Source organism: Arthrobacter sp. ZBG10 (assembly GCF_001238605.1).
GTDB lineage: Bacteria > Actinomycetota > Actinomycetes > Actinomycetales > Micrococcaceae > Arthrobacter.
The window spans coordinates 15,568-40,045 of sequence record NZ_LFQH01000070.1 but is presented as its reverse complement, the minus strand read 5'-3'; the positions used below and the strand labels follow the sequence as shown (position 1 = coordinate 40,045).

Annotated in this window: 24 protein-coding genes and 1 tRNA gene; 15 read left to right on the top strand and 10 right to left on the bottom strand. The window is 66.9% G+C overall.

Annotated elements, in window-relative coordinates:
• Position 1: 1 nt before the first annotated feature.
• On the bottom strand, positions 2-721 hold the full coding sequence (locus ACU18_RS16565) for a TetR/AcrR family transcriptional regulator (RefSeq protein ID WP_231686116.1): 720 nt from the start codon (positions 719-721) through the stop codon (positions 2-4).
• A 61-nt stretch (positions 722-782) separates the two neighbouring features.
• Between ACU18_RS16565 and ACU18_RS16560 the strand changes: the two genes are divergently transcribed.
• The 3 genes from ACU18_RS16560 to ACU18_RS16550 are packed head-to-tail and all read left to right on the top strand — an operon-like array spanning position 783 to position 4,395.
• A complete protein-coding gene (locus ACU18_RS16560) occupies positions 783-2,138 on the top strand; it encodes an acetyl-CoA C-acetyltransferase (RefSeq protein WP_050687355.1) in 1,356 nt (451 codons plus the stop codon).
• Positions 2,139-2,146: 8 nt separating this feature from the next.
• Complete coding sequence (locus ACU18_RS16555) at positions 2,147-3,487, top strand: 3-oxoacyl-ACP reductase (protein ID WP_050687353.1); 1,341 nt, start codon at positions 2,147-2,149, stop codon at positions 3,485-3,487.
• The gene (locus ACU18_RS16550; protein ID WP_050687351.1) at positions 3,484-4,395 is read left to right on the top strand and encodes a MaoC family dehydratase; all 912 of its coding nucleotides are present in this window, start codon (positions 3,484-3,486) and stop codon (positions 4,393-4,395) included. Before ACU18_RS16555 ends, ACU18_RS16550 begins: the two co-directional genes overlap by 4 nt.
• Here ACU18_RS16550 and ACU18_RS16545 read toward each other — a convergent pair.
• The 5 genes from ACU18_RS16545 to ACU18_RS16525 form a co-directional block, all read right to left on the bottom strand.
• Positions 4,392-5,525 carry an FUSC family protein gene (locus tag ACU18_RS16545; protein ID WP_231686115.1) on the bottom strand — a complete coding sequence of 378 codons (1,134 nt, stop codon included), beginning with the start codon at positions 5,523-5,525 and terminating at the stop codon, positions 4,392-4,394. The two genes, ACU18_RS16550 and ACU18_RS16545, sit on opposite strands and share 4 nt — an antisense overlap.
• 27 nt (positions 5,526-5,552) lie before the next feature.
• Positions 5,553-6,668, bottom strand: a complete 1,116-nt coding sequence (locus ACU18_RS16540) for a serine hydrolase domain-containing protein (RefSeq protein WP_050687349.1) — start codon at positions 6,666-6,668, stop codon at positions 5,553-5,555.
• 13 nt (positions 6,669-6,681) lie between these two features.
• Complete coding sequence (locus ACU18_RS16535) at positions 6,682-7,788, bottom strand: glutathione S-transferase family protein (RefSeq protein WP_050687348.1); 1,107 nt, start codon at positions 7,786-7,788, stop codon at positions 6,682-6,684.
• A 9-nt stretch (positions 7,789-7,797) separates the two neighbouring features.
• A complete protein-coding gene (locus tag ACU18_RS16530) occupies positions 7,798-8,538 on the bottom strand; it encodes a M50 family metallopeptidase (protein WP_050687346.1) in 741 nt (246 codons plus the stop codon).
• A 120-nt stretch (positions 8,539-8,658) separates the two neighbouring features.
• Positions 8,659-8,961 carry a DUF4193 domain-containing protein gene (locus ACU18_RS16525; protein WP_050687344.1) on the bottom strand — a complete coding sequence of 101 codons (303 nt, stop codon included), beginning with the start codon at positions 8,959-8,961 and terminating at the stop codon, positions 8,659-8,661.
• Positions 8,962-9,170: 209 nt separating this feature from the next.
• Here ACU18_RS16525 and ACU18_RS16520 point away from each other — a divergent pair, with 209 nt between their 5' ends.
• The 3 genes from ACU18_RS16520 (at position 9,171) to ACU18_RS16510 (ending at position 11,884) form a co-directional block, all read left to right on the top strand.
• On the top strand, positions 9,171-10,316 hold the full coding sequence (locus ACU18_RS16520) for a glycosyltransferase family 9 protein (RefSeq protein ID WP_231686114.1): 1,146 nt from the start codon (positions 9,171-9,173) through the stop codon (positions 10,314-10,316).
• On the top strand, positions 10,313-11,278 hold the full coding sequence (locus ACU18_RS16515; protein WP_050687342.1) for a glycosyltransferase family 9 protein: 966 nt from the start codon (positions 10,313-10,315) through the stop codon (positions 11,276-11,278). Before ACU18_RS16520 ends, ACU18_RS16515 begins: the two co-directional genes overlap by 4 nt.
• Before the next feature lie 111 nt (positions 11,279-11,389).
• A complete protein-coding gene (locus ACU18_RS16510) occupies positions 11,390-11,884 on the top strand; it encodes a DUF805 domain-containing protein (protein WP_050687340.1) in 495 nt (164 codons plus the stop codon).
• Positions 11,885-12,042: 158 nt separating this feature from the next.
• Here ACU18_RS16510 and ACU18_RS16505 read toward each other — a convergent pair.
• Positions 12,043-12,125: transfer RNA gene (locus ACU18_RS16505), tRNA-Leu, on the bottom strand.
• 179 nt (positions 12,126-12,304) lie between these two features.
• Here ACU18_RS16505 and ACU18_RS16500 point away from each other — a divergent pair.
• Together ACU18_RS16500 and ACU18_RS16495 are read left to right on the top strand one after the other, a co-directional pair.
• The gene (locus ACU18_RS16500; protein ID WP_050687339.1) at positions 12,305-13,609 is read left to right on the top strand and encodes a M20/M25/M40 family metallo-hydrolase; all 1,305 of its coding nucleotides are present in this window, start codon (positions 12,305-12,307) and stop codon (positions 13,607-13,609) included.
• Between the two features lie 11 nt (positions 13,610-13,620).
• Positions 13,621-14,781: an acyl-CoA dehydrogenase family protein gene (locus ACU18_RS16495; protein ID WP_050687337.1), complete on the top strand. Its 1,161-nt coding sequence runs from the start codon at positions 13,621-13,623 to the stop codon at positions 14,779-14,781.
• A gap of 8 nt (positions 14,782-14,789) precedes the next feature.
• Here the strand turns inward: ACU18_RS16495 and ACU18_RS16490 are convergent, their stop codons facing one another.
• Positions 14,790-15,023, bottom strand: a complete 234-nt coding sequence (locus ACU18_RS16490) for a DUF5703 family protein (protein ID WP_050687334.1) — start codon at positions 15,021-15,023, stop codon at positions 14,790-14,792.
• A 39-nt stretch (positions 15,024-15,062) separates the two neighbouring features.
• Between ACU18_RS16490 and ACU18_RS16485 the strand changes: the two genes are divergently transcribed.
• Positions 15,063-15,320, top strand: a complete 258-nt coding sequence (locus ACU18_RS16485) for a hypothetical protein (protein ID WP_050687332.1) — start codon at positions 15,063-15,065, stop codon at positions 15,318-15,320.
• Here the strand turns inward: ACU18_RS16485 and ACU18_RS16480 are convergent.
• The gene (locus tag ACU18_RS16480) at positions 15,317-16,255 is read right to left on the bottom strand and encodes an aldo/keto reductase (protein ID WP_050687329.1); all 939 of its coding nucleotides are present in this window, start codon (positions 16,253-16,255) and stop codon (positions 15,317-15,319) included. The two genes, ACU18_RS16485 and ACU18_RS16480, sit on opposite strands and share 4 nt — an antisense overlap.
• A 52-nt stretch (positions 16,256-16,307) precedes the next feature.
• On the opposite strand from ACU18_RS16480, the gene ACU18_RS16475 reads away from it, so the two are divergent.
• Entirely contained in the window at positions 16,308-17,141 is an 834-nt protein-coding gene (locus ACU18_RS16475) for an undecaprenyl-diphosphate phosphatase (protein WP_050687328.1), read from the top strand.
• Positions 17,142-17,156: 15 nt separating this feature from the next.
• A complete protein-coding gene (gene mshC, locus ACU18_RS16470; RefSeq protein ID WP_050687327.1) occupies positions 17,157-18,434 on the top strand; it encodes a cysteine--1-D-myo-inosityl 2-amino-2-deoxy-alpha-D-glucopyranoside ligase in 1,278 nt (425 codons plus the stop codon).
• 56 nt (positions 18,435-18,490) lie between these two features.
• Here the strand turns inward: mshC and ACU18_RS16465 are convergent, their stop codons facing one another.
• Entirely contained in the window at positions 18,491-19,396 is a 906-nt protein-coding gene (locus ACU18_RS16465) for a PAC2 family protein (protein WP_050687326.1), read from the bottom strand.
• A gap of 152 nt (positions 19,397-19,548) precedes the next feature.
• Between ACU18_RS16465 and ACU18_RS16460 the strand changes: the two genes are divergently transcribed.
• The 4 genes from ACU18_RS16460 (at position 19,549) to arc (ending at position 24,430) form a co-directional block, all read left to right on the top strand.
• Positions 19,549-20,280 (top strand): HAD family hydrolase, encoded by a 732-nt coding sequence (locus tag ACU18_RS16460; protein ID WP_050687325.1) that lies wholly within the window; start codon positions 19,549-19,551, stop codon positions 20,278-20,280.
• Entirely contained in the window at positions 20,273-21,439 is a 1,167-nt protein-coding gene (locus ACU18_RS16455; RefSeq protein ID WP_050687324.1) for a site-2 protease family protein, read from the top strand. The genes ACU18_RS16460 and ACU18_RS16455 overlap by 8 nt, the downstream gene beginning before the upstream one ends.
• A 92-nt stretch (positions 21,440-21,531) precedes the next feature.
• Entirely contained in the window at positions 21,532-22,596 is a 1,065-nt protein-coding gene (locus ACU18_RS16450; RefSeq protein ID WP_050687323.1) for a tRNA (adenine-N1)-methyltransferase, read from the top strand.
• 82 nt (positions 22,597-22,678) lie between these two features.
• Positions 22,679-24,430 (top strand): proteasome ATPase, encoded by a 1,752-nt coding sequence (gene arc, locus ACU18_RS16445; protein ID WP_050687322.1) that lies wholly within the window; start codon positions 22,679-22,681, stop codon positions 24,428-24,430.
• Positions 24,431-24,478 lie beyond the last annotated feature (48 nt).

Genomic DNA, 24,478 nt, shown 5'->3' with positions numbered 1-24,478 from the left:
GTCAGTCCTTCGTTGGTAGTGACAGGGAGTTGTGGATGGCTGGCGGGGCGGGCAGGTCTGAGGCGACGCCCACGCAGAGCCAGGTGGTGATTTGGCGGGCCATGGCTTCCTGGCCCGGTTTGGCGGGAGAGTCAGGCGTGCCAAGCCACTGTTCGCCGGCATTGCGGACCAGCCCGATCGCAGCCTTCGGCCAGTAGCCGATAACCGCTTCCTTACCTTCACCCAGGTGGGAACGCATGGGCACGGCGATCATGTCGGCGATCGCATCGAAGAAATGGCCCAGCGCGCCCGGGGCTGCCGCAGACCCGGGGGTGGCGTCCGGCTCGCCCACACCGTAGCGGGTCACAAACGAGTACACGTTGGGGCTGGTCTCCGCCATTTGCAGGTAGGCGGACACCATGGCCAGCAGTCCCTCCCGCGGCACCTGGGCGCCTTGTGCTGCTTCCTGGATGCGGCGCTGCATCTGCCGGAGAACCACTTCGCCCACCGCCTGCTGGAGCCCGGCCTTGTCCCCGAAGTACCGGTAGAACACGGACTTCGACGTTCCGGCCGCCGTCGCGATGTCCTCCATGGAGGCATCACTGCCCAGGGTGTGCACGGCGCGGCGTGCGGCCTTGATCAGTTCACGGCGCCGTTCGTCCCGGTGGTTCTGCCAGCGGGAGGAGCGTCCGTCGGGGCTGCCGGCCGCGGTATCGCCGGCGCCGGGTTCCTGGATGTTCACGATACCCAGCGTATCAGGTACGCTGGGTATCGGTAACCGCCCCGTGACCAAAGGAGACCCCATGTCCAGTGTTGGACAACCCACAGCAGGCCCCGCCAAAACCGGCTCCGCAGGTGCAGCAGCCGTCCGTCGCGCAGTGATCGTGGGCGGCAACAGGATCCCGTTCGCCAGGTCCGGGGGAGCGTACGCAAAGTCCTCCAACCAGGACATGCTCACGGCAGCGCTGGACGGACTGATCGCCAGGTTTGGCCTGCAGGACGAGCGGCTGGGCGAGGTGGCGGCAGGTGCCGTCCTCAAGCACTCCCGCGACTTCAACCTGACCCGCGAGGCTGTGCTGGGATCCGCGTTGTCCGCCGAAACCCCGGCCTACGATCTGCAGCAGGCCTGCGCCACAGGGCTTGAAACCGTGGTGGGACTTGCCAACAAGATCAAGCTGGGCCAGATCGAGTCTGCGATCGCCGCAGGAGTGGATTCCGCCTCGGACGCCCCTGTGGTGGTCAGCGAAGGCCTGCGCGCCGTCATCCTGGACCTGAACCGGGCCAGGACCATCCCGCAGCGCCTCCAGATCCTCAGCCGGCTCCGGCCCAAGGACCTGGCACCCTTGGCGCCCGGCACCGCCGAGCCACGGACCGGCCTGTCCATGGGCGAACACCAGGCCCTCACCACGGCGCAGTGGAAGATTTCCCGCGCGGCCCAGGACGAGCTTGCGTTCAACAGCCACCGCAACCTGGCGGCTGCCTACGACGCAGGCTTCTTCGACGACCTCGTCACCCCCTACCGCGGCCTGGCCCGCGACGGCAACCTGCGCGCAGATACATCGCTGGAAAAGCTGGGCACCCTGAAGCCCGTGTTCGGCAAGGGCCTTGGCGCGGACGCCACCATGACGGCGGGGAACTCGACACCCCTGACGGATGGTGCCGCCACCGTCCTGCTGGCCTCCGACGAATGGGCTGACGCCCACGACCTGCCCAAGCTCGCCGCAGTGGTGGACGCCGAGGCCGCAGCCGTTGACTTTGTGCATGGCAAGGACGGCCTCCTGATGGCACCTGTTTTCGCCGTTCCGCGCCTCTTGGCCCGGCAGGGGCTCACCCTCGACGACATCGACTTCTTCGAAATCCACGAAGCCTTTGCCGCCACCGTGCTCAGCACCCTGGCGGCCTGGGAGGACGAGGAGTTCTGCCGGACCCGGCTGGGCCTGCCCGGCGCGTTGGGCAGCATCGACAGGAGCCGGTTGAACGTCCACGGTTCCTCGCTGGCCGCAGGGCATCCGTTCGCGGCCACCGGTGGCCGCATTGTGGCCTCACTGGCCAAGATGCTGCACCAGAAGGGCAGCACCGAAGGCCGCCCCGCGCGGGGCCTGGTGTCCGTCTGCGCTGCCGGCGGCCAGGGCGTCGTCGCCATTCTCGAATCTCTGTAGGGGACACCATGACCGACAAGTACACCCAACTGGTCAATCAGGGCCTCGGCAGGAACCTGGCCAAAAAACTTGGCCTGCCGCAGCCTGCTTTCCTGCGCCGGTACCAGCCGGGGCAGCCGCTGATCACCGGGCCTGTCCTGGTGCAGGGCAGCACCCCGGGCGCCGACAGCCTCGCTGCCGAGCTTTTGGCCTGGGACCTGGACGTCCGCCGGCACGCGGTGCCCCGCGAACGGCTCGGCGCCATCATCCTGGTCCTGGACGACGTGGTGACGCCGGAGGACCTTGCCGGCCCGGTCCTGGTGGTGGCCGCTTCCCTCCGTGACCTCGGACCCGGCGGGCGGGTCATCACCGTGTCGCGGCCGGCGTCGGACACCGCCGATCCCGCCGCGGCGGCCGCCCGGCAGGGCGTGGACGGGTTCCTCCGCTCGCTGGCGAAGGAACTGCGCCGCGGGGCAACCGGAAACGGCGTGCTCCTGGCCCCGGACGTGGCACCCACCAGTCCCAGCTCGCTGGCTGCCATGCGGTTTTTCCTGTCCGGCCGCTCTGCCTTCGTCGATGGCCAGTTCATCACCGTGACGGGCACGGGCAGCGATCCCCAGGACACCCCTGACCGGCCGCTGGCAGGCAGGACCGCCGTCGTGACCGGCGCCGCGCGCGGCATCGGCGCCGAGATCGCCAGGACCCTCCACCGTGACGGCGCCACCCTGGTCCTGGTGGACGTCCCGGCCGCCGGTGACCGGCTGGCCGCCGTCGCCAATGAGGTCCGCGGCACCGCCCTGCAGTTGGACATCACCACGCCCGGTGCCGGCCAGCGCATCATCGACCACGCCGTGCAACGCCATGGCGGCCTGGACGTCGTCATCCACAACGCCGGCATCACCAGGGACAAACTGCTCGCCAACATGGACGAGGCGAAGTGGAACTCCGTCATCAACATCAACATCGCGGCGCAATTGCGGATCAACGAGGCGCTGCTGGCATCGGACCATTTCCGTACTGCACCGCGGATCGTCTCCCTGGCCTCGACCAGTGGCATCGCGGGCAACAGGGGCCAAACCAATTACGCGGCATCCAAAGGCGGCGTGATGGGCATGGTGCGTGCCACCGCGCCGCTCATCGCAGCTTACGGCGGCACCATCAACGCCGTGGCACCGGGCTTCATCGAAACGGACATGACGGCCCGGATTCCGGTGGCCCTGCGTGAACTGGGCCGCCGGGCCAACTCGCTCCAGCAGGGCGGCCAGCCCATCGATGTGGCCGAAGCGATCGCCTTCCTGGCCAGCGGTGCCGCCGGCGGCATCAATGGCCAGGTACTCCGGGTCTGCGGGCAGAACCTGGTGGGAGCATGAGCACCGGCCAGCCGGTGATCCTGGGCGAGATGCCGTCGTTGTCCAAGCTTTATGTCAACGCCGCAGCCCAGGCTGCGCGCCGAAGGATCCTGGGTGCGCACGACCTTCCCGCCCTTCCCGGGGACAGCCATGAAGTCCGCGGTGTGGCGGTGGATGTAGGCAACCTCACCGCCTACCAGCACCTGGTGGGGGAGACTGCCAGTGACGTGCTTCCCGCCGGGTTCATCCACGCACTCTCCTTTCCGCTGGCCATGAGTGTGCTGAACCGGGACGACTTCCCGCTCCCGTTGCTGGGGATGATCCACCTCAGCAACACCGTGGCGAACCTGCGGCCCCTGGTCTTCACCGACACCCTGGATATGACGTCCCGGGTGGAAAACCTGCGTGGACACCGGGCCGGAACCCAGGTGGACGTGGTGACTGAAGTGCGGCAGGCCGGACGTGCGCTTCCCTGCTGGCGGGGCGTCTCCACGTACCTCGCCAAGGGTGTGTTCCTGCCCGGCATCGACAAGCCATCCACTGCCCCGGCACGCCCGGACTTCACCGCCCCGGATCCCACGGCGTCCTGGCAGCTGGGAGTCGACACAGGCCGGGCCTACGCGGCCGTGTCCGGTGACTTCAACCCGATCCACCTGAGCGTGCTGTCCGCCAAGGCCCTGGGCATGCGGCGGTCCATCGCGCACGGCATGTACCTGGCCTCAAGGGCACTTGCGGATGTGGGCCCGGCCCGCGGGGATGCCTTCACCTGGGACGTCAGCTTCGACGCACCGGTATTCCTGCCCTGCCGGGTGGCGTTGGAAATCAGGTCCACCCACGGCGGGGGTGCCGAACCGGGCAGGTCCGACTTTGTGGCCTGGAGCCCGAGGTCCGGGCGCCGCCATTTCGCGGGGTCGGTGACTGCGCTTTAGTTGGGGGGCCGCAGGGCCCGGAGGATCCGGTGCAGGCTGAGGAGGATTGATTCCGAGGCCGGAACCATCTCCGGTTCCGCCTCACGGCCGGCGGTGGAGGCCATGCAGGCTTCCACCGCCGTCCGCGCTGCATCGAAGCCTTCCGAGTCGAAGCCCACAGCCTTGCCGTCGGCTTTCACGTCGGCTGAGGCGGTGAGATAGCTGCCCGTCGCGGTCATCGCGTCCGCCAAGGGACCGCTGTCCTGCACCGGAACGTCGTATGGCACGTCGCTGTCCCAGATCACGTCGGTGAGGACGTCCGTCATGTCCTGGATGTGGAAGGTGACCCGTTCCAGGTTCCGCAGGTCGCGGTAGTCGCCCTCCACGTCGCGGGGATGCAGCTTCCGCCGCGGATTGGCCCGGCGGCTGGCATCCGCTTCCTTGACCAGGTGCCGCACGGACCTCGCAGCCGCCGCAAGCTCCTCCGAACGGCTGGACCACTCCTCGTGTTCGGGCGGCCACTGCTCCTTCAGGGCCGAGCCCATGTCCGTGAGCTGCCGGCCCAGGGCGCGGCGCAGGTCGGCCAGGCTCGAGGCGGCGGCGTTCAGGTGCAGCGGTGGAAAGATCAGGAAATTGACGCCAATGCCCACCGCCACGCCGGCGCCCATCTGCACCAGGTAGCCAAACGAGAAGTCGTCCGGATTGCTTCCGCCCACCAGCAACACCAGCAGGGCCGCCGTCGGAATCCAGTCGCTGCCTGAGCCGATCAGCGGCAGCCCGCCGAGCAGGACCCCGATGCCCATAAAAACGGCAACTGTCAGCGGGGAGGGGTCTGTGACGTTGACCAGGATGAATGCGAGGCCGATGCCAAGCGACAGGCCGATCAGTGCCTGCAGTCCCTGCCGCACCGAGCCGGCCACGTTGTGGTACATCGCCACGAGGGCGCCGAGGGGTGCGTAGTAGGGGTACTGCGCTGCGGCCCCAGGCATCAGGGGCGCTATCAGGAACGCCAGCCCCGCCGCGAGGGCGGCTTTGGCCGCCAGCTGGAGGCGCTGGGCCGCGAAGGCGGCCGACAAGCCGGTGACTGCCTGTTTCAGAAGCTGGGTTCCCCGTGCCCACCTGACGTTGTTACGTGCTGGAGCTTTATGCATCAGCCCCACAGTAGGGCCGGGGGCGGCCTACGACAAGGTGGCGGCAGCTGACCGGCGGACCTCCGCGGCCAGCCGGTGGGCCTTGCCCGGCGTGCGGCCTTCCTCCGCACGCCGCGGAATGTAGCCATAGGACAGGGCGTAGGCGGGGTCCGCGAAACCCAGGGCCGCGTTGGCGCCTTCGTGACCAAACGCACGGTGGCTGCCGAAATTCCGCGTGGGGTGCGGTTTCATAAAAACAACCGCGAAGGCGTTGTCCTGTCCGGAGGACCGGTCCAATCCCCAGACCTGCTCCTGGGCCATCGCCTCGATGGTCCCGGGCTGGAGGAAAGCAGCACCGCCGTCCACCCCCGTGGCGGCGGCCGCGTAGAGCCGCGCCAGCCCTTCGGCTGAGCCAACACCACCGGCGGCCGACATGCCTGCCGCACGGACAATCCGGAGGTTGGGCAACTCCATGATGGTGCTTACCGGAGCGTTGCCGTTCAGGCCTTCCAGGCTCAGGGGGTCCAGCCAGATCTGGTCCTCCGGGGCAGCTGCGTACAGCACGTCGCGGTACCGGTGTTCGTGGTCCCCGGGAAGGCCCAGGAAGAAGTCCACACCGTGCGGGGTACGGATCAGCTGGTTGTACAGCTCCTGCAGGGACCGGCCCGCGGTGCGCCGGCACAGTTCCTCCATGATGATTCCGATGGTAAGGGCGTGGTAGCCGAACTGGCTGCCGGGCCGCCAGGTGGGACGGGCGGCGGCCAGCCGTGCGGCTCCGGCGGCTGTGGTGAAATCCTCGAGGGCAATTCCGCCCGCCAAGCCCATCAGCCCGGCCTGGTGCGACAGCGCCTCGCGGACCAGCAGCCGGTCCTTGCCGTGCACTGCAAATTCCGGCCAGTAGTGCGCGACGGCGGCATCCAGGTTAAGCAGCCCGTCCTGCACCAGGAGTGCAATCACCATGGCGGCAACCCCCTTGGAGCAGGAATAGGCCCCGGTCACCGTGTCCGGGGCCATGTCCGGGCCGCCGGTGAGGCGGACCACAACTTTTCCGTGGTGGTAGGCCGCCACCTGGGCGCTGTAGTCCGGGTCCGCTGCCAGGAAGGAGTCAAAGAGGTCCCGGACGCTTTCATAACCAGGAGCGGCAAAGCCTGACGAAATCTGCATCCTGCCAGTCTAGTCAGAAAGCGCTTTCCACTCGAGGGGCCGCACCGTGCCCGGGCAGGACTTCCTCGCCGGCGCGGACAGGTCCCGGGGGAGTCCCATCGCCAAACGGGCGCCCGCCCAGGGCCTCGCGGCCGTGGGCTTCCAACCACCCGGAAAGGTCAGGTCCGGCGGGGACGATTCCGGTGGGGTTGATGTCCTCGTGGACGATGTAATAGTGCTGCTTGATCTGCACAAAATCGGTGGTGTCGCCGAAGCCGGGCGTCTGGAACAGGTCACGGGCGTAACCCCAGAGCGCGGGCATCTCTGTCAGTTTTTGCCGGTTACATTTGAAATGGCCGTGGTAGACGGCGTCAAAGCGGGCCAGGGTGGTGAACAGCCGTACGTCCGCCTCCGTGATGGTCTCACCCACCAGGAACCGCTGGCCGGAAAGCCGCTCCTCCAGCCAGTCCAGGGCTGTCCACAGCCGGTCGTAAGCCGCGTTGTAGGCGTCCTGGGAGCCGGCAAACCCGCAGCGGTACACACCGTTGTTGACTTCGGTGAACACCCGCTTGTTGACGTGGTCGATTTCGGCGCGCAGGTGTTCGGGGTAGAGATCCGGTGCCCCGGACCGGTGGAATGCCTTCCACTCGGTTGAGAAGTCCAGGGTGATCTGCGGGAAGTTATTGGTCACCACGGCCCCGGATGGCACGTCCACCAGTGCCGGGACAGTGATGCCCCGCGGATAGCCGGGGAAGCGGGTGAAGTAGGCGTCCTGGATCCGCTCAATCCCCAGCACCGGGTCCACACCGCCGGGATCCAGGTCGAAGGTCCAGGAGCGGGAGTCGTGGGTGGGGCCTGGTTGGCCCAGGGAGATTGCGTCCTCGAGGCCCAGCAGGCGGCGCACAATCACCGTGCGGTTGGCCCAGGGGCAGGCCCGGGCGGCGATGAGCCGGTAGCGTCCGGTTTCCACCGGCCAGCCGGGTTCCCCATTGGCACCGGGTTTGCCGTCGCTGGTGATCCGGTCTTCGATGTAGTTGGTGTCCCGGGTGAATTCCGCGCCGCCCGTAACGTAAGCCCCGCGCGTGCTGTGGTCCGCCCCGCTGTCGGAGGCCTTCTGCTTGCTGTCCGTGTCCTGGCTCATCGCTCCAGCCTATGCGCCCGGCAACGGAATCCGCGCGATCGGCTGCCAGGCCAGCAGCCAGGCGGCTGCAACCACCACGGCAAACGCGGCGATCCACAGCCCCGACGGCACCCTCGTGGCGCGGTAGAGGATATAGGCGTCCGAGCTCGACAGCCGGTTCCGCCGCTTGAGGTGCAGGTGGACGAGTTTGAAGATGTCCCGGACCGCCCCCACCAGGAGGGCCAGTCCCAGGACGACTGCAACGTGCCCCGCAAACGCGTGGGGGACCAGCAGCAGCAGGCCAGCCGAAGCGCCGATCGCGCTGAAGGTGATGAGGAAGCCTGCCGGGTTGCGCAGGAACACCAGCGAGACGGCCAGTATGATGGTTCCCGTGGCCAGGGCCGCCGGCCCCCACCCGCTGAAGCCGCACCAGACGAAGGCCGCTCCCGCCAGGGCGGGTACAGGATAACCCCAGAAACACGACCAGGCGGCGGCCGCCCGGCTCCTGCTGTAGCTGGTGGTGGTCCCGGAGTGGTCCAGCCGCAGCGTGATTCCCGAGAGCCGCTGGCCGCTCAGCACCGCCGCGAACGCGTGGCCCAGCTCATGCGTGGCAGTGGTCAGCAGGCCGAAATATCGCCACGAGGCCTGCGGAATGGAAAGGGTAATGGCCGCCAGCAGCGCCACCAGGAGCTCCACCGCGGTGATGGCAGGCAGCTCTGCCCGGCTGAAAAGGGCAGCAAGCCACTGCCCGGCGTTGCCGGCGAAGTCCATGGGTACCGTTGTTTCCGTGTAGGGTCCGGGTTAAAAGCCAAAAGGCACGCCGGAATCGGGGCGTGCCCTCAAGGCAACGGGGCCGCGGGTCATCCCGCCGCCCCGAACGGGGTGGACGGATTAGCCTTCGCACTCCGTGCAGTAGCTGTGGCCGTCCTTCTGCTTCGCGATCTGGGACCGGTGACGGACCAGGAAGCAGGAGTAGCAGGTAAACTCGTCGTCAGCCTGCGGAATGACCTGCACCACAAGTTCTTCGGCGACAAATTCGCCTCCGGGAACTCCGGCGCCGTCCAGCCCGTCAGCCTCATCCAGCTCCAGGACAACGCTGCGCGCGTCGGGAGCATTGGCAGACTGGAGCTGCTCGAGTGAGTTGTCCTGCGATTCCTTGACGTCGGAACGCAGTTCATCGTAATCGGTTGCCACTTTGGGTGCTTCTCTTTTCTTTGGTTCGCCTGTCGCGTATGAAACGTACAGCATCAACCCGGTATTCCCCAAGAGGTGGTGACCGGCGCGGCGCCCGCCCCGGTGCCGGAACGGACTGGCGGAGAGCCCGGTTTGGCCCTATTGTGGCAGCACTGACGGCGGCTTGCCCACGGCAATGGCGGCACCCGCCACACCGGAAGGGGAGATCGGTGGATCACCTCACAGCTGAATTCGGCGGCGCCGAACAGATGGATACCGCCGTCGGTCCGGTCCTGCAAAGGTTCAGCGGCGTACGCCGGATCGCGGTGCTTCGCGGCGGTGGCCTGGGCGACCTGATTTTTGCACTGCCGGCAATCACTGCCCTCAGGAGCGCATATCCGGGCGCGGTCATTACCTTGCTGGGCACGCCCGTCCACCGGAGCCTGCTGGCTGCAGTGCAGTCCGCGGTGGATGAGGTGCAGATCCTGCCCTTCGCTGAGGGGGTCCGTCCCGGGACAAAGGACCCTGCTGCCGTGGACGCCTTTTTTGCGGATATGCAGCGCCGCCAATTCGACCTCGCAGTCCAACTGCATGGCGGCGGCCGCTATTCCAATCCTTTTTTGCTGCGATTGGATGCACGGCACACCGTGGGGACCAGGACGGCCGATGCCGCGAGCCTTGAGCGCACCGTTCCCTATCTGTATTACCAGCACGAACCCCTGCGGGCGCTGGAAGTGGCAGGACTGGCGGGGGCAGCCCCGGTGGACCTCGAGGCCCGGCTTGCTGCCGCGCCTTCGGCCGGTGCCGCTGCAGTCCTTCCGGACGACGCCGGCAGCCGGCCTTTGGTGGTCGTCCACCCGGGAGCCACAGATCCCCGCCGCCGCTGGCCGGTGGCGCACTTCGCGGAACTTGCAGCGGCATGTGCCGCCGATGGCTGCGCCGTGGTGCTGGTGGGGGATGAAAGCGACCGCCCACTGGCCCAACGGATCCTCGCCCTTGCCGCGCCTGCGCCAGTAGTTTCCCTGGCGGGCGAACTGGACCTGGCCGGGCTGGTGGACGTCCTGGCGGCAGCGGATGTGGTGGTGGGGAACGACAGCGGACCGAGGCACCTGGCCCAGGCACTGGGTACCCCCACAGTGGGCATCTTCTGGGTAGGCAACATGATCAACGCCGGCCCCCTGGGCCGCAGCCTGCACCGCGTCCAGCTGGGCTGGACCACCGCCTGTCCGGCGTGCGGAATCGACGTGACCCAGGTGGGCTGGACTGCGCCCAGGTGCGGCCACGATGATTCTGTGGTGGCGGGAGTGCCTGTCCAGGGAGTGTATGAAGACGTGCGCAGCCTGGTATCCACGCCACGCCCCGGACGGCAAGGATGATCGTCGGAACGGCGCACCCGGAAGCAGCCGGCATCCGGGAGGCCAAGCCGGAATTGCTGGTGCTCCGGGCCTTGAAACTCGGCGACTTACTGGTGGCCGTCCCTGCCTTGAAAGGGCTCCGCCGTGCCTTCCCGGGCCACCGCCTGCGGTATGCGGCCCAGGGGTGGCTCACGGAAGCACTGGACCTGGTGGGCGGCTACGAACTCCTGCCCACCCACGGATTGGATGAACCCCTGGCACTGGCGCCTGGCGTGGTGGACGTGGCAGTCAACCTTCACGGCAGCGGCCCGGAAAGCCAGGGCCGCATCGATGCCCTGCAGGCACGGACCACCATGGGCCACCGCGGCCTGCACCGGGACGGTCCTGCGTGGGACGCGGACCTGCATGAGCGCGAACGCTGGGTCAGGCTGCTGGCCTGGCATGGCGTCGCCGCCGACCCCCTTGATGTCCGGCTGCAGGCACCCCGGGTTCCCAGCAGCGCACCTGGCGCCACGGTCCTCCATGTCGGTGCTGCCTACGGAAGCCGGCTGTGGCCGGCGGAGCGGTTTGCGGCAGTGGCAACGGCCCTGGACCGGGCAGGGCACGCCGTGGTGTTCACTGGCAGCAGTGCCGAACGGGACCGGGCACTTCAGGTCTGCACCCTGGCAGGCCTGCCAGCGGAATCAGTACTCGCTGGAAAACTGCCGCTTGCGCAGTTCGCGGCCACTGTGTCCGCTGCCCGGCTGGTGGTCTCCGCCGACACTGGCGCAGCCCACCTCGCCTCAGCCTACGGAACGCCATCAGTTGTCCTCTTCGGACCTGCTCCGCCGGAGATCTGGGGTCCGCCGCCGGGACCGCACGTGGTCCTCACCCGGGCCGCGCTGCGCCGGGGAGACACGTTCGCACAGCAACCGGATCCGGCACTGCTCGGAGTAACGGTGGCCGACGTGCTGGCGGCCGTCGGGACCCTGGGCCTGCCGTGAATCCCGCGGCTGACCCTGCAGCCGGAACAAAAGTTACTCCAACGAACAGATTTAGGCTGGCCAGGCCCTACTATTATCACGTCGCATCACTCGAACAACCGGGGGGTTCCCTTGAGCTATCCACAATATCCAGACCAACAGCAGGCAGCTTTTGCTCCGACAGGCGAGGTTCCGCTGTGGGCACCGCACTATGGCGCTTCGCTGCCGGTGGCCGTCCGCCGCTTCTTCAAGAAGTACGCCACGTTCTCCGGCCGTGCAAGCCGCAGCGAGTACTGGTGGTTCACGCTGGCCAACGCCATCGTCATCACCGTCCTTTACATTGTGGCCGGCATCGCCGCTGCCACCAGCTCCACCACCGACGTTAACGGCAGCCCCATGGCCGGCCCGGGGTTCTTCATCGTGGGGTCCCTGATCCTGCTGTGGGGCCTGGCCATTTTTGTCCCGTCCCTGGCGTTGACTGTCCGCAGGCTCCACGACGGGAACTTCAGCGGCTGGCTCATCCTGCTCAACCTCGTTCCGTTCCTGGGCGCGCTGGCAGTCTTCATCCTGACACTCATGCCGGCCAACCCGGCCGGGCAGGTCTACGACCAGCCCACAGGCAACTAACCACCGCAACATAGGCAGGGAGTCCACCGCTCACGGTGGGCTCCCTGCTTTGCTTAGCGGTAACGGATCCCCGGGCGCCGCGGAGTCACCGGATGGCATAACACCGGGAACGCAGAAAAACCCCGGAAAATCATTGATTTTCCGGGGTTTTTCGTTTGTGCGCGGAGGGGGACTTGAACCCCCACCCCCTTTCGAGGACTAGCACCTCAAGCTAGCGCGTCTGCCATTCCGCCACCCGCGCAGGGTGTTTCCCGACGACGTTTCCCGCCTTTCGGCGTTTCGCATCTCTCGGAAGCAGCGAGAAAAACTCTAACATGAACTTTCCCGAAACATGGAATCGGCGCCTGTGGGGGGCGTGTGGGTAGGCTGAGGGCAGCAGTTGGGAACACCCCACCAGCCACCAAACCCGAGGAGTTTTCCATGCCTGACGTCCTGCCTGAGGATGAAGTTGTCCGGATCTGCCAGGACCTCATCCGGATCGACACTTCGAACTACGGCGATGGATCGGGTCCGGGGGAGCGTGCGGCCGCCGAATACGCGGCAGGCCTGATTGAAGAGGTGGGCCTCTCCGCTGAGATCTTCGAGTCCGCACCCGGCCGGGCCAACGTTGTCACCAGGATGGCCGGCGAAGACCCGGCCGCCAGTGCCCTGGTGGTCCACGGCCACCTGGACGTGGTCCCCGCCCTGCGCGACCAGTGGTCAGTGGACCCGTTTGGCGCCGAGCTCAAGGATGGACTGATCTGGGGCCGCGGCGCGGTGGACATGAAGGACATGGACGCCATGATCCTGTCCGTACTGCGCGGCTTCGCCCGGTCCGGCAAAAAGCCCAAGCGCGACATCATCTTTGCGTTTTTCGCCGACGAGGAAGCCGGTGGCGAGTACGGCGCCCGCTACGCGGTGGATAAACGCCCCGAACTCTTCGAAGGCGCCACCGAAGCGATCTCCGAGGTGGGCGGCTTCTCGGCCACCATCGGCGGGCAGCGCACCTATCTCCTGCAGACCGCCGAAAAAGGCATCTCCTGGCTGCGCCTCGTGGCGCACGGCCGGGCCGGCCACGGCTCGCAGATCAACACCGACAATGCGGTCACCAGGCTCGCCGCCGCCGTCACACGCATCGGCGACTACAAGTGGCCCATCGAACTGACGCCCACCACGCGCCAGTTCCTGGATGGCGTCACGGAACTGACCGGCGTCGAATTTGATGCGGACAACCCGGACCTGCTGCTGGACCAGTTGGGCACCGTGGCCCGCTTTGTGGGCGCAACGCTGCAGAACACCACCAACCCCACCCTCCTCAAGGGCGGCTACAAGCACAACGTCATCCCCGAATCCGCCGAAGCCCTGATCGACTGCCGCACGCTGCCCGGCCAGCAGGACCGCGTCCTGGAGATTGTCCGCGACCTCGCCGGGGCCGGCGTCGACGTCAGCTACGTCCACCAGGACGTCTCCCTCGAGGTGCCTTTCGCCGGCAACCTGGTTGACTCCATGATCGATGCGCTCCATTCCGAGGACCCCGGCGCCAAGGTCCTGCCGTATACCCTTTCGGGCGGCACGGACAACAAATCCCTGAGCCGGCTTGGTATCACCGGGTACGGTTTCGCGCCCCTGATGCTCCCGGACGACCTTGACTTCACGGGGATGTTCCACGGCGTGGACGAGCGTGTGCCCGCCGATTCGCTGAAGTTCGGGGCCAGGGTCCTGGACACGCTGCTCACCAACTACTGACAGGCGCCGTCGTGACCCCCGAGGATGTCCTGCCGGACCCCCTGCTGGAACGCATCAGGGGCAGGGCGGCCGGCTATGACCGGGACAACACCTTCTTCCACGAAGACCTGGCGGAGCTGGCGGCCGCCGGTTACCTGAAACTGTTTGTCCCCACGGACGACGGCGGCCTGGGCCTTGGCCTCGAAGCCGCGGCGCAGTGCCAGCGGCGGCTGGCCACGGCGGCCCCGGCCACGGCCCTGGCGGTCAACATGCACCTGGTGTGGACCGGCGTCGCCTGCGTCCTCGGCGCCCGGGGCGACCACTCCCTGGACTTCATCCTGGCGGAGGCGGCGCAGGGGGAGGTCTTTGCCTTCGGTAACTCGGAGGCCGGGAACGATTCCGTCCTGTTCGACTCGCGCACGGTCGCCGAACCGCTGCCCGATGGTGGCTACTCGTTTACGGGGACCAAGATCTTCACCAGCCTGTCGCCGGCCTGGACGCGGCTGGGGATCTTCGGCAAGGACGCTGCCGGCCGGGACGGCGAGGGCGAACTGGTGCACGGGTTCATAACCAGGGACACTCCGGGCTACCTCATCAAGGACGACTGGGACACCCTTGGCATGCGCGCCAGCCAGTCGGGCACCACCGTCCTGGCCGGTGCCGTGGTGACGGCGGACCGGATCTTCCGCAAGCTCCCCGTGGGGCCCAATCCGGACCCGCTGGTTTTCGCCATCTTTGCGTGCTTCGAAACGCTGCTGGCGGCCGTATATACCGGGCTGGGGGAACGTGCGCTCACTGTGGGTGTTGAAACCGCCAAGCGGCGCACCTCGCTGAAGAACGGCGGCAGGAGCTACGCCCAGGACCCGGACATCCGGTGGAAGGTTGCGGAGGCGGCCATGGCAATGGACAACCTGTACCCGCAGCTGCAGTCAGTGGCTGCTGACGTGGACCGGCTGGTTGACCACGGCGGGCAATGGTTCCCCAAGCTGGTGGGCCTGAAGGTCAACGCCACCGAAACTGCGCGCCGCGTGGTGGACCTGGCCATCCGGGTCAGCGGCGGGTCCAGCTACTTCCGGGGCTCGGAGCTGGAACGCCTCTACCGCGACGTGCTGGCGGGAATGTTCCACCCCTCGGATGACGAGAGCGCGCACAACACCGTGGCCAACGCCTGGTTGGGGCCGTTGGCGGACTGAACCGGGACCTAAACGGTCCGCTGGACCTGCATCACCCGGCGGCGGAGCCAGAACCGCCTGCCGCCACCCACGTACAGCCGGCTGCGCTCAAGCTCCCATTTGCCGTACTCGGAATGTTCAACAAGCCTGCGCCTCGCCTCGAGCAGTGAATCCTCAGGGCTGACCGTCAGGACGAGGTACTCGTACTGGCGAAGATAGTCCCGTTCCCGCTGGACCGAGCTGGTGAGAAATTGTTCCTTCATTGCTCTCCATTTTCGTCCTTTTCCGGCTAGCGTGTTGTCATGAGCATCGATCCGCGTGTCGCGCTTTCGTCCCTGACCACAGCTTTGGAAGAACACCTTATAGCAGCATCCAACCGCCGTGGAGATGGTGACCCCTCAGTGGAAGCAGCATTTTTTGCGGTAGCAGATGCTTTCGAAGTCTATGAGGACGCTCTTTACGAAGCGTACAACGAAGTGACCCCGCTCCAGATCTTTGATGACGAGGACGAGGACGAGGAAAGTGACGCGGACGAGGACCTCGAAATTCTCGAGGACTAAGCCGCCTTGAAGGACACGTCATCCAGGGCGCTGGAGATTTCCGGTGGCAGCGGCGTCAGCTGCGCGTCCAGGATCTCCTTGAGCTGTACCGGTGTGCGCGGCCCCACCACAGCCGTGGCCACGCCGGGCTGGCGCAGCAGCCAGCTGAGGGACACGTCCAGGGCGGAACGGCCCAGCCCCTTGGCTGCCATGCAGGCAGCTTCCACGGTCCGCGACGCCGGCTCGTCGAGGTACGCCTCCACATAGGAGGCATCGGCCGCCGACGCGGCGCGTGAACCGGAGGGGATGCTGCCGCGGTACTTACCGGTGAGGACGCCCCGGCCCAGCGGGGCCCACGCCATCAGGCCAAGGCCTGCGTCCTCAATGGCGGGGACCAGTTCGGTTTCGGGTTTGCGCTGCAGCAGGGAGTACTCCGCCTGCGCCGCCACCAACGGGAAACCGGCGATCGCAGCGGCTTTGGCGGCCTGCCAGCCGCTGAAGTTGGACACTCCCGCGTAGCGTGCCCGGCCGGAGCGGACAGCGAATTCCAGGGCGGACAGGGTTTCCTCCAGCGGAACGTTGCCGTCCCAGGCCTGGGCAAACCAGACGTCCACATAGTCGGTGCCCAGTCGCGCCAGGCTGGCGTCGAGGCCGGTGAGCATCGCGTTGCGGGACGCGTCGACGGCGAGCCGGCCGGCCGGCGTCGTCATTCCTGCCTTGGTGGAAATCGAAATTTCCGTCCTGGCCACCACATCATTCAGCAGGGACCCGATGATGGCTTCGGACTGGCCGTCGGCATAGGACGCTGCGGTGTCCACCAGCCGGCCGCCGGCGTCGAGGAAGGTGCGGAGCAGCGCCGCGGCGTCCTGCTCGTCTGTTCCGGCGCCCCAGGACATGGTGCCCAGCGAAAGGGCGGAGACTCGCAAACCACTGTTGCCGACGTAACGCTGCTGCATAGCTGCAAGCTTACGGGCTGGAGTACAGCTGCCCATGACGTAGGGTCTTACCGTGAACTGGTTTGAGGTGGCCCTGCTGGGCCTAGTGCAGGGACTGACCGAATTTCTACCCATCTCGTCAAGCGCGCATCTGCGGATTGTGGGGCAGTTCCTGCCTGGCGCCGCTGATCCGGGGGCGGCGTTCACCGCCATCACCCAGCTGGGTACAGAGACGGCCGTGCTGGTGTATTTCTGGCGGGACATTGTCCGGATCGTCAAAGCCTGGGCCGGATCCCTGAGCGGCAAAGTCTCCCGGCAGGATCCCGACGCCCGCATGGGCTGGCTGGTGATCCTGGGCAGCCTGCCCATCATCGTGCTGGGCCTGCTGTTCCAGGACCAGATCGAGTCCGTGCTCCGCAGCATGTGGATCGTGGCCACCATGCTGATCGTCTTCGGCCTGATCCTTGCCGTGGCCGACGCCGTGGGCAAGCAGGAACGGGACCTCACCCAGCTGACCTACAAGCACGGCATCTTCTTTGGCCTCGCCCAGGCCATGGCCCTGATTCCAGGCGTGTCACGGTCCGGCGGAACCATCACCGCGGGGCTCCTGATGGGCTACAACCGGGAAGCGGCGGCCCGCTACTCCTTCCTCCTGGCCATCCCGGCCGTGTTCGGCAGCGGGCTGTACCAGTTGTACAAGGTGGTGTCCAAGGACGGGCTGACCGGCCCGTACGGCCTGCCCGAAACCGCTCTGGCAACCGTCATCGCCTTTGTGGTGGGCTATGTGATCATCGGCTGGTTCCTGAAATTCGTTTCCACCCGCAGCTACCGGCTCTTTGTCTGGTACCGGATCCTCCTGGGCCTCGCCCTGTACATCCTGCTCGGTTTCGGTGTCATCGCCGCGTAGCACTAGGCTTGCCCTGTGAAATCCTGGACCTCCCGCCCCGTTCCAACCCTGCCCGGAAGCATGCCTGCCATCCGGTTGTTCGACACCGCAGCAGGCCGCGAAACTGCGCTGGATGCTGGCCCGTCGCCCTCGATGTACGTCTGCGGCATTACCCCGTACGACGCCACCCACATGGGCCACGCCGCCAGCTACGTCGCCTTTGACCTGCTGAACCGTGTGTGGCGCGACGCCGGCCACCGGGTTGCGTACGTCCAGAACGTCACCGACGTGGATGATCCACTGCTGGAGCGGGCCACCGCCACCGGCGTTGACTGGCGGGACCTGGCCGCCAGCCAGATCGAACTCTTCCAGACGGACATGGAAGCCTTGAACGTCCTGGCCCCGGACCGTTACGTGGGCGCCGTGGAATCCATCGCCCTGATTGTTCCCGCCGTGGAAAAGCTGGTGGCACTTGGCCTGGCCTACACCGTCCAGGGCAGCAACGGTGAACCGGACGGCGACGTCTATTACGACGTTGAGGCCGCGGGAAAGCAGTCGGTGGCACCCGATGCATGGACGTTGGGCGCCATCTCCGGGCTCGCCGAAAGTGAAATGCTGGAGCTCTTTGCCGAGCGTGGCGGCGACCCCGGCCGGGCCGGGAAGCGGCAGGCACTCGACCCGCTGCTGTGGCGGGTGGCCCGCGAGGGCGAACCCCACTGGCCCGGCGCAAGCCTTGGCGCCGGCAGGCCCGGCTGGCACATCGAGTGCACCGTCATCGCACAGCAGTATCTGCCGGCCCCGTTCACGGTGCAGGGCGGCGGCTCGGACCTGGTCTTCCCGCACCACGAGATGGGGGCCGGACATGCGTACTCCCTGGCCGGTGTTCCGCTGGCCCGGCACTATGCACATGCCGGCATGGTGGGCCTGGACGGCGAGAAGATGAGCAAGTCCAAGGGAAACCTGGTGCTGGTGTCCCGGCTGCGCGCAGCGGGGGAGGACCCTGCAGCGATCCGGCTGGCCATCCTGGCCCACCACTACCGCTCGGACTGGTCCTGGACTGACGAAGGCTTCGCCGCAGCCAAAGCGGAGATCAGCCTGTGGCGCCAGGCGCTCGGGCATGCGCCGGAAGGCTCTGCGGCGCCGTTGGTCGCCCGGATGCGCGACGCCCTCGCCGCGGACCTCAACGCCCCCGCAGCCGTGGCTGCGGTGTCCCAGTGGGCGCAGCAGGCAATGTCCGACGGCGGTCCGGCAAGTTTGACCGACCAGGCGCTGGTCAGCGACGCCGTGGACGCCCTGCTGGGTGTTGTGCTCTAGCCAGGGTCAGCAATACTGATGCGGCGCCGGTCCCCAGGACCGGCGCCGCTCTGCATTCAGGGCCGGTCCTGGCCGCGCCGCTTGAGGTAACGCTCGAATTCCCGGGCGATGGACTCCCCGGTGGCCTCCGGCAGGTCGGCGGTGTCCTTGGCTTCTTCCAGTTGCCGGACGTAGGCGGCGATCTCGGGGTCCTCGGTGGCGAGCTCATCCACGCCCCGCTCCCAGGCATCGGATTCCTCAGCCAGCTCGTGGATGTCCAGCGGGACCTGGAGCAGCTCCTCGATCCGGTGCAGCAGGGCAAGCTGTGCCTTGGGAGATGGCGCCTGGGCCACATAGTGCGGCACCGCAGCCCACAGCGAGATGGTGGGAAGGCCGGCCAGGAGCGCCACCTCGGACAGGACGCCGACGATGCCCACCGGCCCCTCGTACTGGGAGGCCTCCAGGTTCATCCGCTCCCGGAGCGGACCGTCGTCGGACGAGGTGCTGACGGGGATGGGCCGGCTGTGCGGAACATCCGCGAGCAGTGCCCCCACCAACACCACGTAATCGACGTTCAGCGCTTCGGCGTGGACCAGCAGTTCGGCGGTATAGGCCCGCCACTTATAGGACGGCTCCGTGCCCTGGACAAAAATCACGTCCACATTGGAGCTGGGGGCGCTGGCTTTGTAGATCCGGGTGGACGGCCACTTGATCTTGCGTTCACCCGACGCATTCCGGCGGACGGTGGGCCGGGTGAACTGGAAGTCGTAATATTCGTCGGCGTCTATCGACGCCGCCTTTTTGCCGCCCCAGAGCTTATTCAGGTAGCGCAGGGAGTCGCTGGCCGCTTCCCCCGCATCGTTCCAGCCTTCGAAAGCTGCAAGCATCACTGTTACGCGCCGTCCCTCAGCCACAGGCTGCAGGAACCGCTCCTGCCCCGGTACGGCACCCGGTTCGGTGGTGTCTTCCTCGAAGCTATTCATTTCTTCACCCTACGTCCAAGAACCGCCCTCCCGCAGTGCATGAACCGCCGCAAAAGTGTCCCGCCCCCGCGCGGTCAGCAGGCACAACAGGCGTATTCGCCGTGGGCGTACCCACCAGCAACCTTCCAGCGAGTCGCCGTAGACTGTGCAGCATGCGATCCCCCTCCCCACATTCCCCACTCAAAGCCGTCCTCTGGGACATGGACGGGACCATCGTGGACACGGAGCCCTATTGGATGGCTGCCGAGCATGCACTGGTGGAAGCCCACGGCGGGACATGGTCGCACCAGCAGGCGGTGCAGCTGGTGGGCCAGTCGCTGGACTACTCCGCCAGTCTGCTGCAACAAGCCGGTGTGGCCCTTGAAATCCGGGAGATCATCGACGTGCTGACCGGTGAAGTGGTCCGCAGCGTCCGGCAGGAGGTGCCCTGGCGGCCCGGCGCGAAAGAACTCCTTGAGGAGCTCCACGGCGCCGGCATCCGATGCGCCCTGGTCACCATGTCCGAAGGCCCGCTGGCCCGGGAAGTTGTTGCCAGCCTGCCACGGCCCTACTTTGAGGTCATTGTCACCGGCGACTCCGTGACCCAGGGGAAGCCGCACCCCGAGGCGTACCTGACCGCCGTCGAACTCCTCCAGGAAACCGACCCGAACCTGAATATCGGTGACTGCGTTGCCCTGGAGGACTCGGCTCCGGGCGTGGCGGCAGCCGTTGCCTCCGGTGTGGCCACCGTCGCCATCCCGCACATCGTGCCGTTGCCCCTGGATGACCGCTACACCCGCTGGGACACTTTGGCCGGCCGGTCACCGGCAGATTTGGAAGCTTTGCTGCTGACCGGCCAGGAGCCGGCAGCGCCGGTGCCCGCAACAGGGCACGCCCATGACTGAAACCAGCACCCCGGTCCGCCGCGAAGGCATTCCGCTGGGCCGGATCTTCGGCGTTCCCGTGGTCCTTGCCTATTCGTGGTTCATCATCGCGGCTTTCACCGTGATCGTTTACGGCCCTGTCCTTGCCCGCAGCAACCCGGCGCTTGGAACCAGCGCCTACGTTGTGGCCTTCGCCTACGCAGTCCTGCTCCTCATCTCGGTCCTGGTCCACGAGCTGGCGCACGCCCTGACCGCAAAGATCTACGGCTGGCCCACGGAAAAAATCGTCCTGAACCTCTGGGGCGGACATACCCAGTTCGAAAGCTTCACCGCGTCTCCCGGCCGCTCCGTCCTGGTGGCCCTGGCCGGGCCTGCCGCCAACTTTGTCCTGGCCGGGGGCGCCTGGCTGGTCCTGGCCAACACCTCCATGGGGAGCGTCGCGGAGATCCTGACCAACATCTTTATGTGGGCCAACTTCCTCATCGGCGTGTTCAACGTCCTGCCCGGCCTGCCCCTGGACGGCGGCCGCATGGTGGAATCCGCTGTCTGGAAGGCCACCGGCAGCCAGGCGAAAGGCACTATCGCCGCCGGCTGGGGCGGCCGGCTCATTGTGGTGGGCATTGCCTACTGGTTCCTCATCCGTCCCTTCCTGGCCGGCGACGACCCGGACCTGGGCCTGGTCATGATCACCGTCCTGGTGGGTAGCTTCCTCTGGATGGGCGCGTCGGCATCCATCCAGCAGGGACAATTCCGCACCCGGCTCCCGGGAGTCACCGCCGCCGGATTGTCGACGCCGGCCACCGGGCTTCCCGCCACCGCGTCTGTTAAGGACGCCCTGGCCAGCAGCGCCGGCGGAACGGTCAGCGTGGTGGTCTGCGGCGCAGACGGCCGACCGGAAGGCGTGGTGCAACCCGCAGCGCTGCACTCCGTGCCGGACGCTGCAGCGGCGGTCACCCCAATCACCGCCGTATCCTTTGCCTTGGCCGCCGGCGCCTACGTCCCGGAGTGGTCCCGGGGCCAGGAGCTGATCGGCTTCCTGTCCCAGGTGAAAGGCAGGCACTATGCCGTTGTGGACCACAACGGCAAGGTGACGGGCCTCCTGGCCCAGGACAGCGTGGTAACCGCCATCACCGGCAAGGCGCCCCGGCCCAATAGGGGCGCGCCGGGCAGGACCCGGTAGAGTTACCTGCCGGTCGGTGCATCGCCACGGCAGGTCCCGGTGAGGGACGTCCCCGCAGCGGCGCCAAAGGTTTACAAGGAGTGAGGAATTCCATGAGCAGCGAATCTGCCGTCAACGAAGCCACAGCAGCAGCCCAGCCCGGCGCTGCCGGCGGCGGCTCGCAGCCGGCCGGTGCGGCCCGCCGCCGGGGCCCTTTTCGCGAAGGCGAACGCGTCCAGCTGACGGACGAACGTGGCCGCATGAACACCGTCACCCTGGAAACGGGTGGCGCGTTCCACACCCACCGCGGCTTCCTCAACCACGATGAGATCATCGGCCAGGCGGACGGCTCCGTGGTGGTGAACAACGTGGGCCAGCAGTACCAGACGCTCCGGCCGCTGCTGTCCGACTTTGTGCTGTCCATGCCCCGCGGTGCCGCTGTGGTGTACCCCAAGGATGCAGGCCAGATTGTCACCATGGCCGATATCTTTCCGGGCGCCCGCGTGGTGGAAGCCGGCGTGGGCTCCGGGGCGCTGTCCATTTCGCTGCTCCGTGCAGTAGGTGACAATGGCTACCTGCATTCCTTCGAGCGACGTGAGGAATTCGCGGACATTGCCCGCGGCAACGTCGAAACCATCTTCGGCGGGCCGCACCCGGCCTGGCAGATTTCGCTGGGTGACTTCCAGGAGGAAGTGGTCCGCAGCGAGGCTCCGGGTTCCGTGGACCGCGTGGTCCTGGACATGCTCGCTCCCTGGGAATGCCTGGACGCGGTCGCCACGGTCCTGGCCCCCGGCGGAGTATGGATCAATTACGTGGCCACCGTCACGCAGCTGTCCAGGACCGCGGAGGCCATCCGTGCCGACGGCCGCTTCACCGCACCGGACGCCTGGGAATCCATGGTCCGCGGCTGGCACCTCGAGGGCCTGGCAGTCCGCCCTGACCACCGGATGGTGGCGCACACCGGCTTCCTGCTGGTCACGCGCCGCCTTGCGGACGGCGTCACGGGCATCTCCGTCAAACGGCGACCGTCCAAAACCGAATTCAACGCTGAAGACGTCAACGCCTGGACCCCCGGCGCTGTGGGCGAGCGGCTGGTTTCGGATAAGAAGCTCCGCCGCGCCGCCCGCGATGCCATCGCCGGCACCCACGTCAAGGACGCTCCGGAGGTCACGAACTAGTCCACATTTCGGGAGCCTCCACCCCTACCTGCCATCTTGGGACTAGTGTCGTAAGGGAAGCGCAGGAAGGGGCTGATACATCATGGAGACGCCGAACCAGGACTCCGGACGTACACCGGCAGAGCAGTCTGCCGCCAACGACCTCTCGGTTGCAGACCGCCAGGTCAACATCCTCCGGGACAAGCTCAGGCACATCGACAGGCAGTTGGCTGCGGCATCGCAGAACAACACCAAGCTGGTGGCCATGCTGGAAGCCGCGAAAGCCGAGATCATCCGGCTGAAAAACGCGTTGGACCAGGAAGGGCAGCCGCCGTACAGCTTCGGCACCATCCTTCAACTCAATCCCAAAAAGCAAGCCTCCCAGGGCAACAGCGGGCAGGCGGCCACCGAGGAGTCGGTGGACATCTTCAACGCCGGCCGCAAGATGCGGGTGGGTGTCAGCCCGCTGGTCAACATGAACCAGCTGGCAGTGGGCCAGGAGGTCCTGCTCAACGAGGCCCTCCTGGTGGTTGCCGGGCTCGGCTACGAGCGTGCCGGGGAGCTGGCCACCCTCAAGGAGATGCTGGGCACCGACCGGGCCTTGGTGGTGGGACGCGCCGACGAAGAACGTGTGGTGCGCCTTTCCGGTGCCTTGCTGGCCCAGAAGCTCCGGGTGGGCGACGCCTTGTCCATCGACTCCCGCACCGGGTATGCCCTGGAAAAGGTGCCGCGCTCCGAAGTGGAAAACCTGGTCCTCGAAGAGGTCCCGGACATCACGTACGAGGACATCGGCGGCCTGGGACCCCAAATCGAGCAGATCCGGGACGCGGTGGAACTTCCGTTCCTGCACCCGGACCTCTACCGCGAGCACGGCCTGAAGGCGCCCAAGGGCATCCTGCTCTACGGCCCGCCAGGCTGCGGCAAGACCCTCATCGCCAAAGCCGTGGCCAATTCGCTGGCCGCCCGCGCCGCCGAACGGTCCGGCAACGTTGACTTGAAGAGCTACTTCCTGAACATCAAAGGCCCCGAGCTGCTGGACAAGTATGTGGGCGAAACGGAACGCCACATCCGGCTGATCTTTGCCCGGGCGCGCGAGAAGGCATCGGATGGCAGCCCCGTTGTTGTTTTCTTCGACGAAATGGATTCGCTGTTCCGCACCCGCGGCACCGGCATTTCCTCCGACGTCGAGACCACCATCGTTCCGCAGCTCCTCAGCGAGATCGACGGCGTCGAGCGGCTGGACAACGTGATTGTGATCGGCGCGTCCAACCGCGAGGACATGATCGACCCCGCCATCCTTCGGCCGGGCCGGCTCGACGTCAAGGTCAAGATCCAGCGCCCTGACGCCGAGGCCGCCGCGGACATCTTCAACAAATACATCACCCCGGACCTGCCGTTCCACGTGTCTGACCTGGCGGAGTACGGCGGCGACATCCAGGCCACCGTGGACGCCATGGTGCAGCGCACCGTGGAAGCGATGTACTCCACCGACAAGTCCAACGAGTTCCTGGAAGTCACGTACGCCAACGGCGATACCGAGATGCTGTACTTCAAGGACTTCAACTCGGGCGCCGTGGTGCAGAACGTGGTGGACCGCGCCAAGAAGTACGCCATCAAGGACCTCCTGACCACCCAGCAGAAGGGGCTCCGCATCGAGCACCTCCTGCGGGCCGTCGTTGATGAGTTCCGTGAGCACGAGGACATGCCCAACACCACCAACCCGGATGACTGGGCCCGGATCTCCGGCAAGAAGGGCGAGCGGATCACCTACATCCGCACCATCGTCCAGGGCAAAGCCGGCCAGGAGCCCGGCAAGTCCATCGAAACGATGCCCAGCACAGGACAATATCTGTGACGGCTGCACCGGAACCCGTCGGCGGGGGAGCGCTCCCGGCCGGCGGGG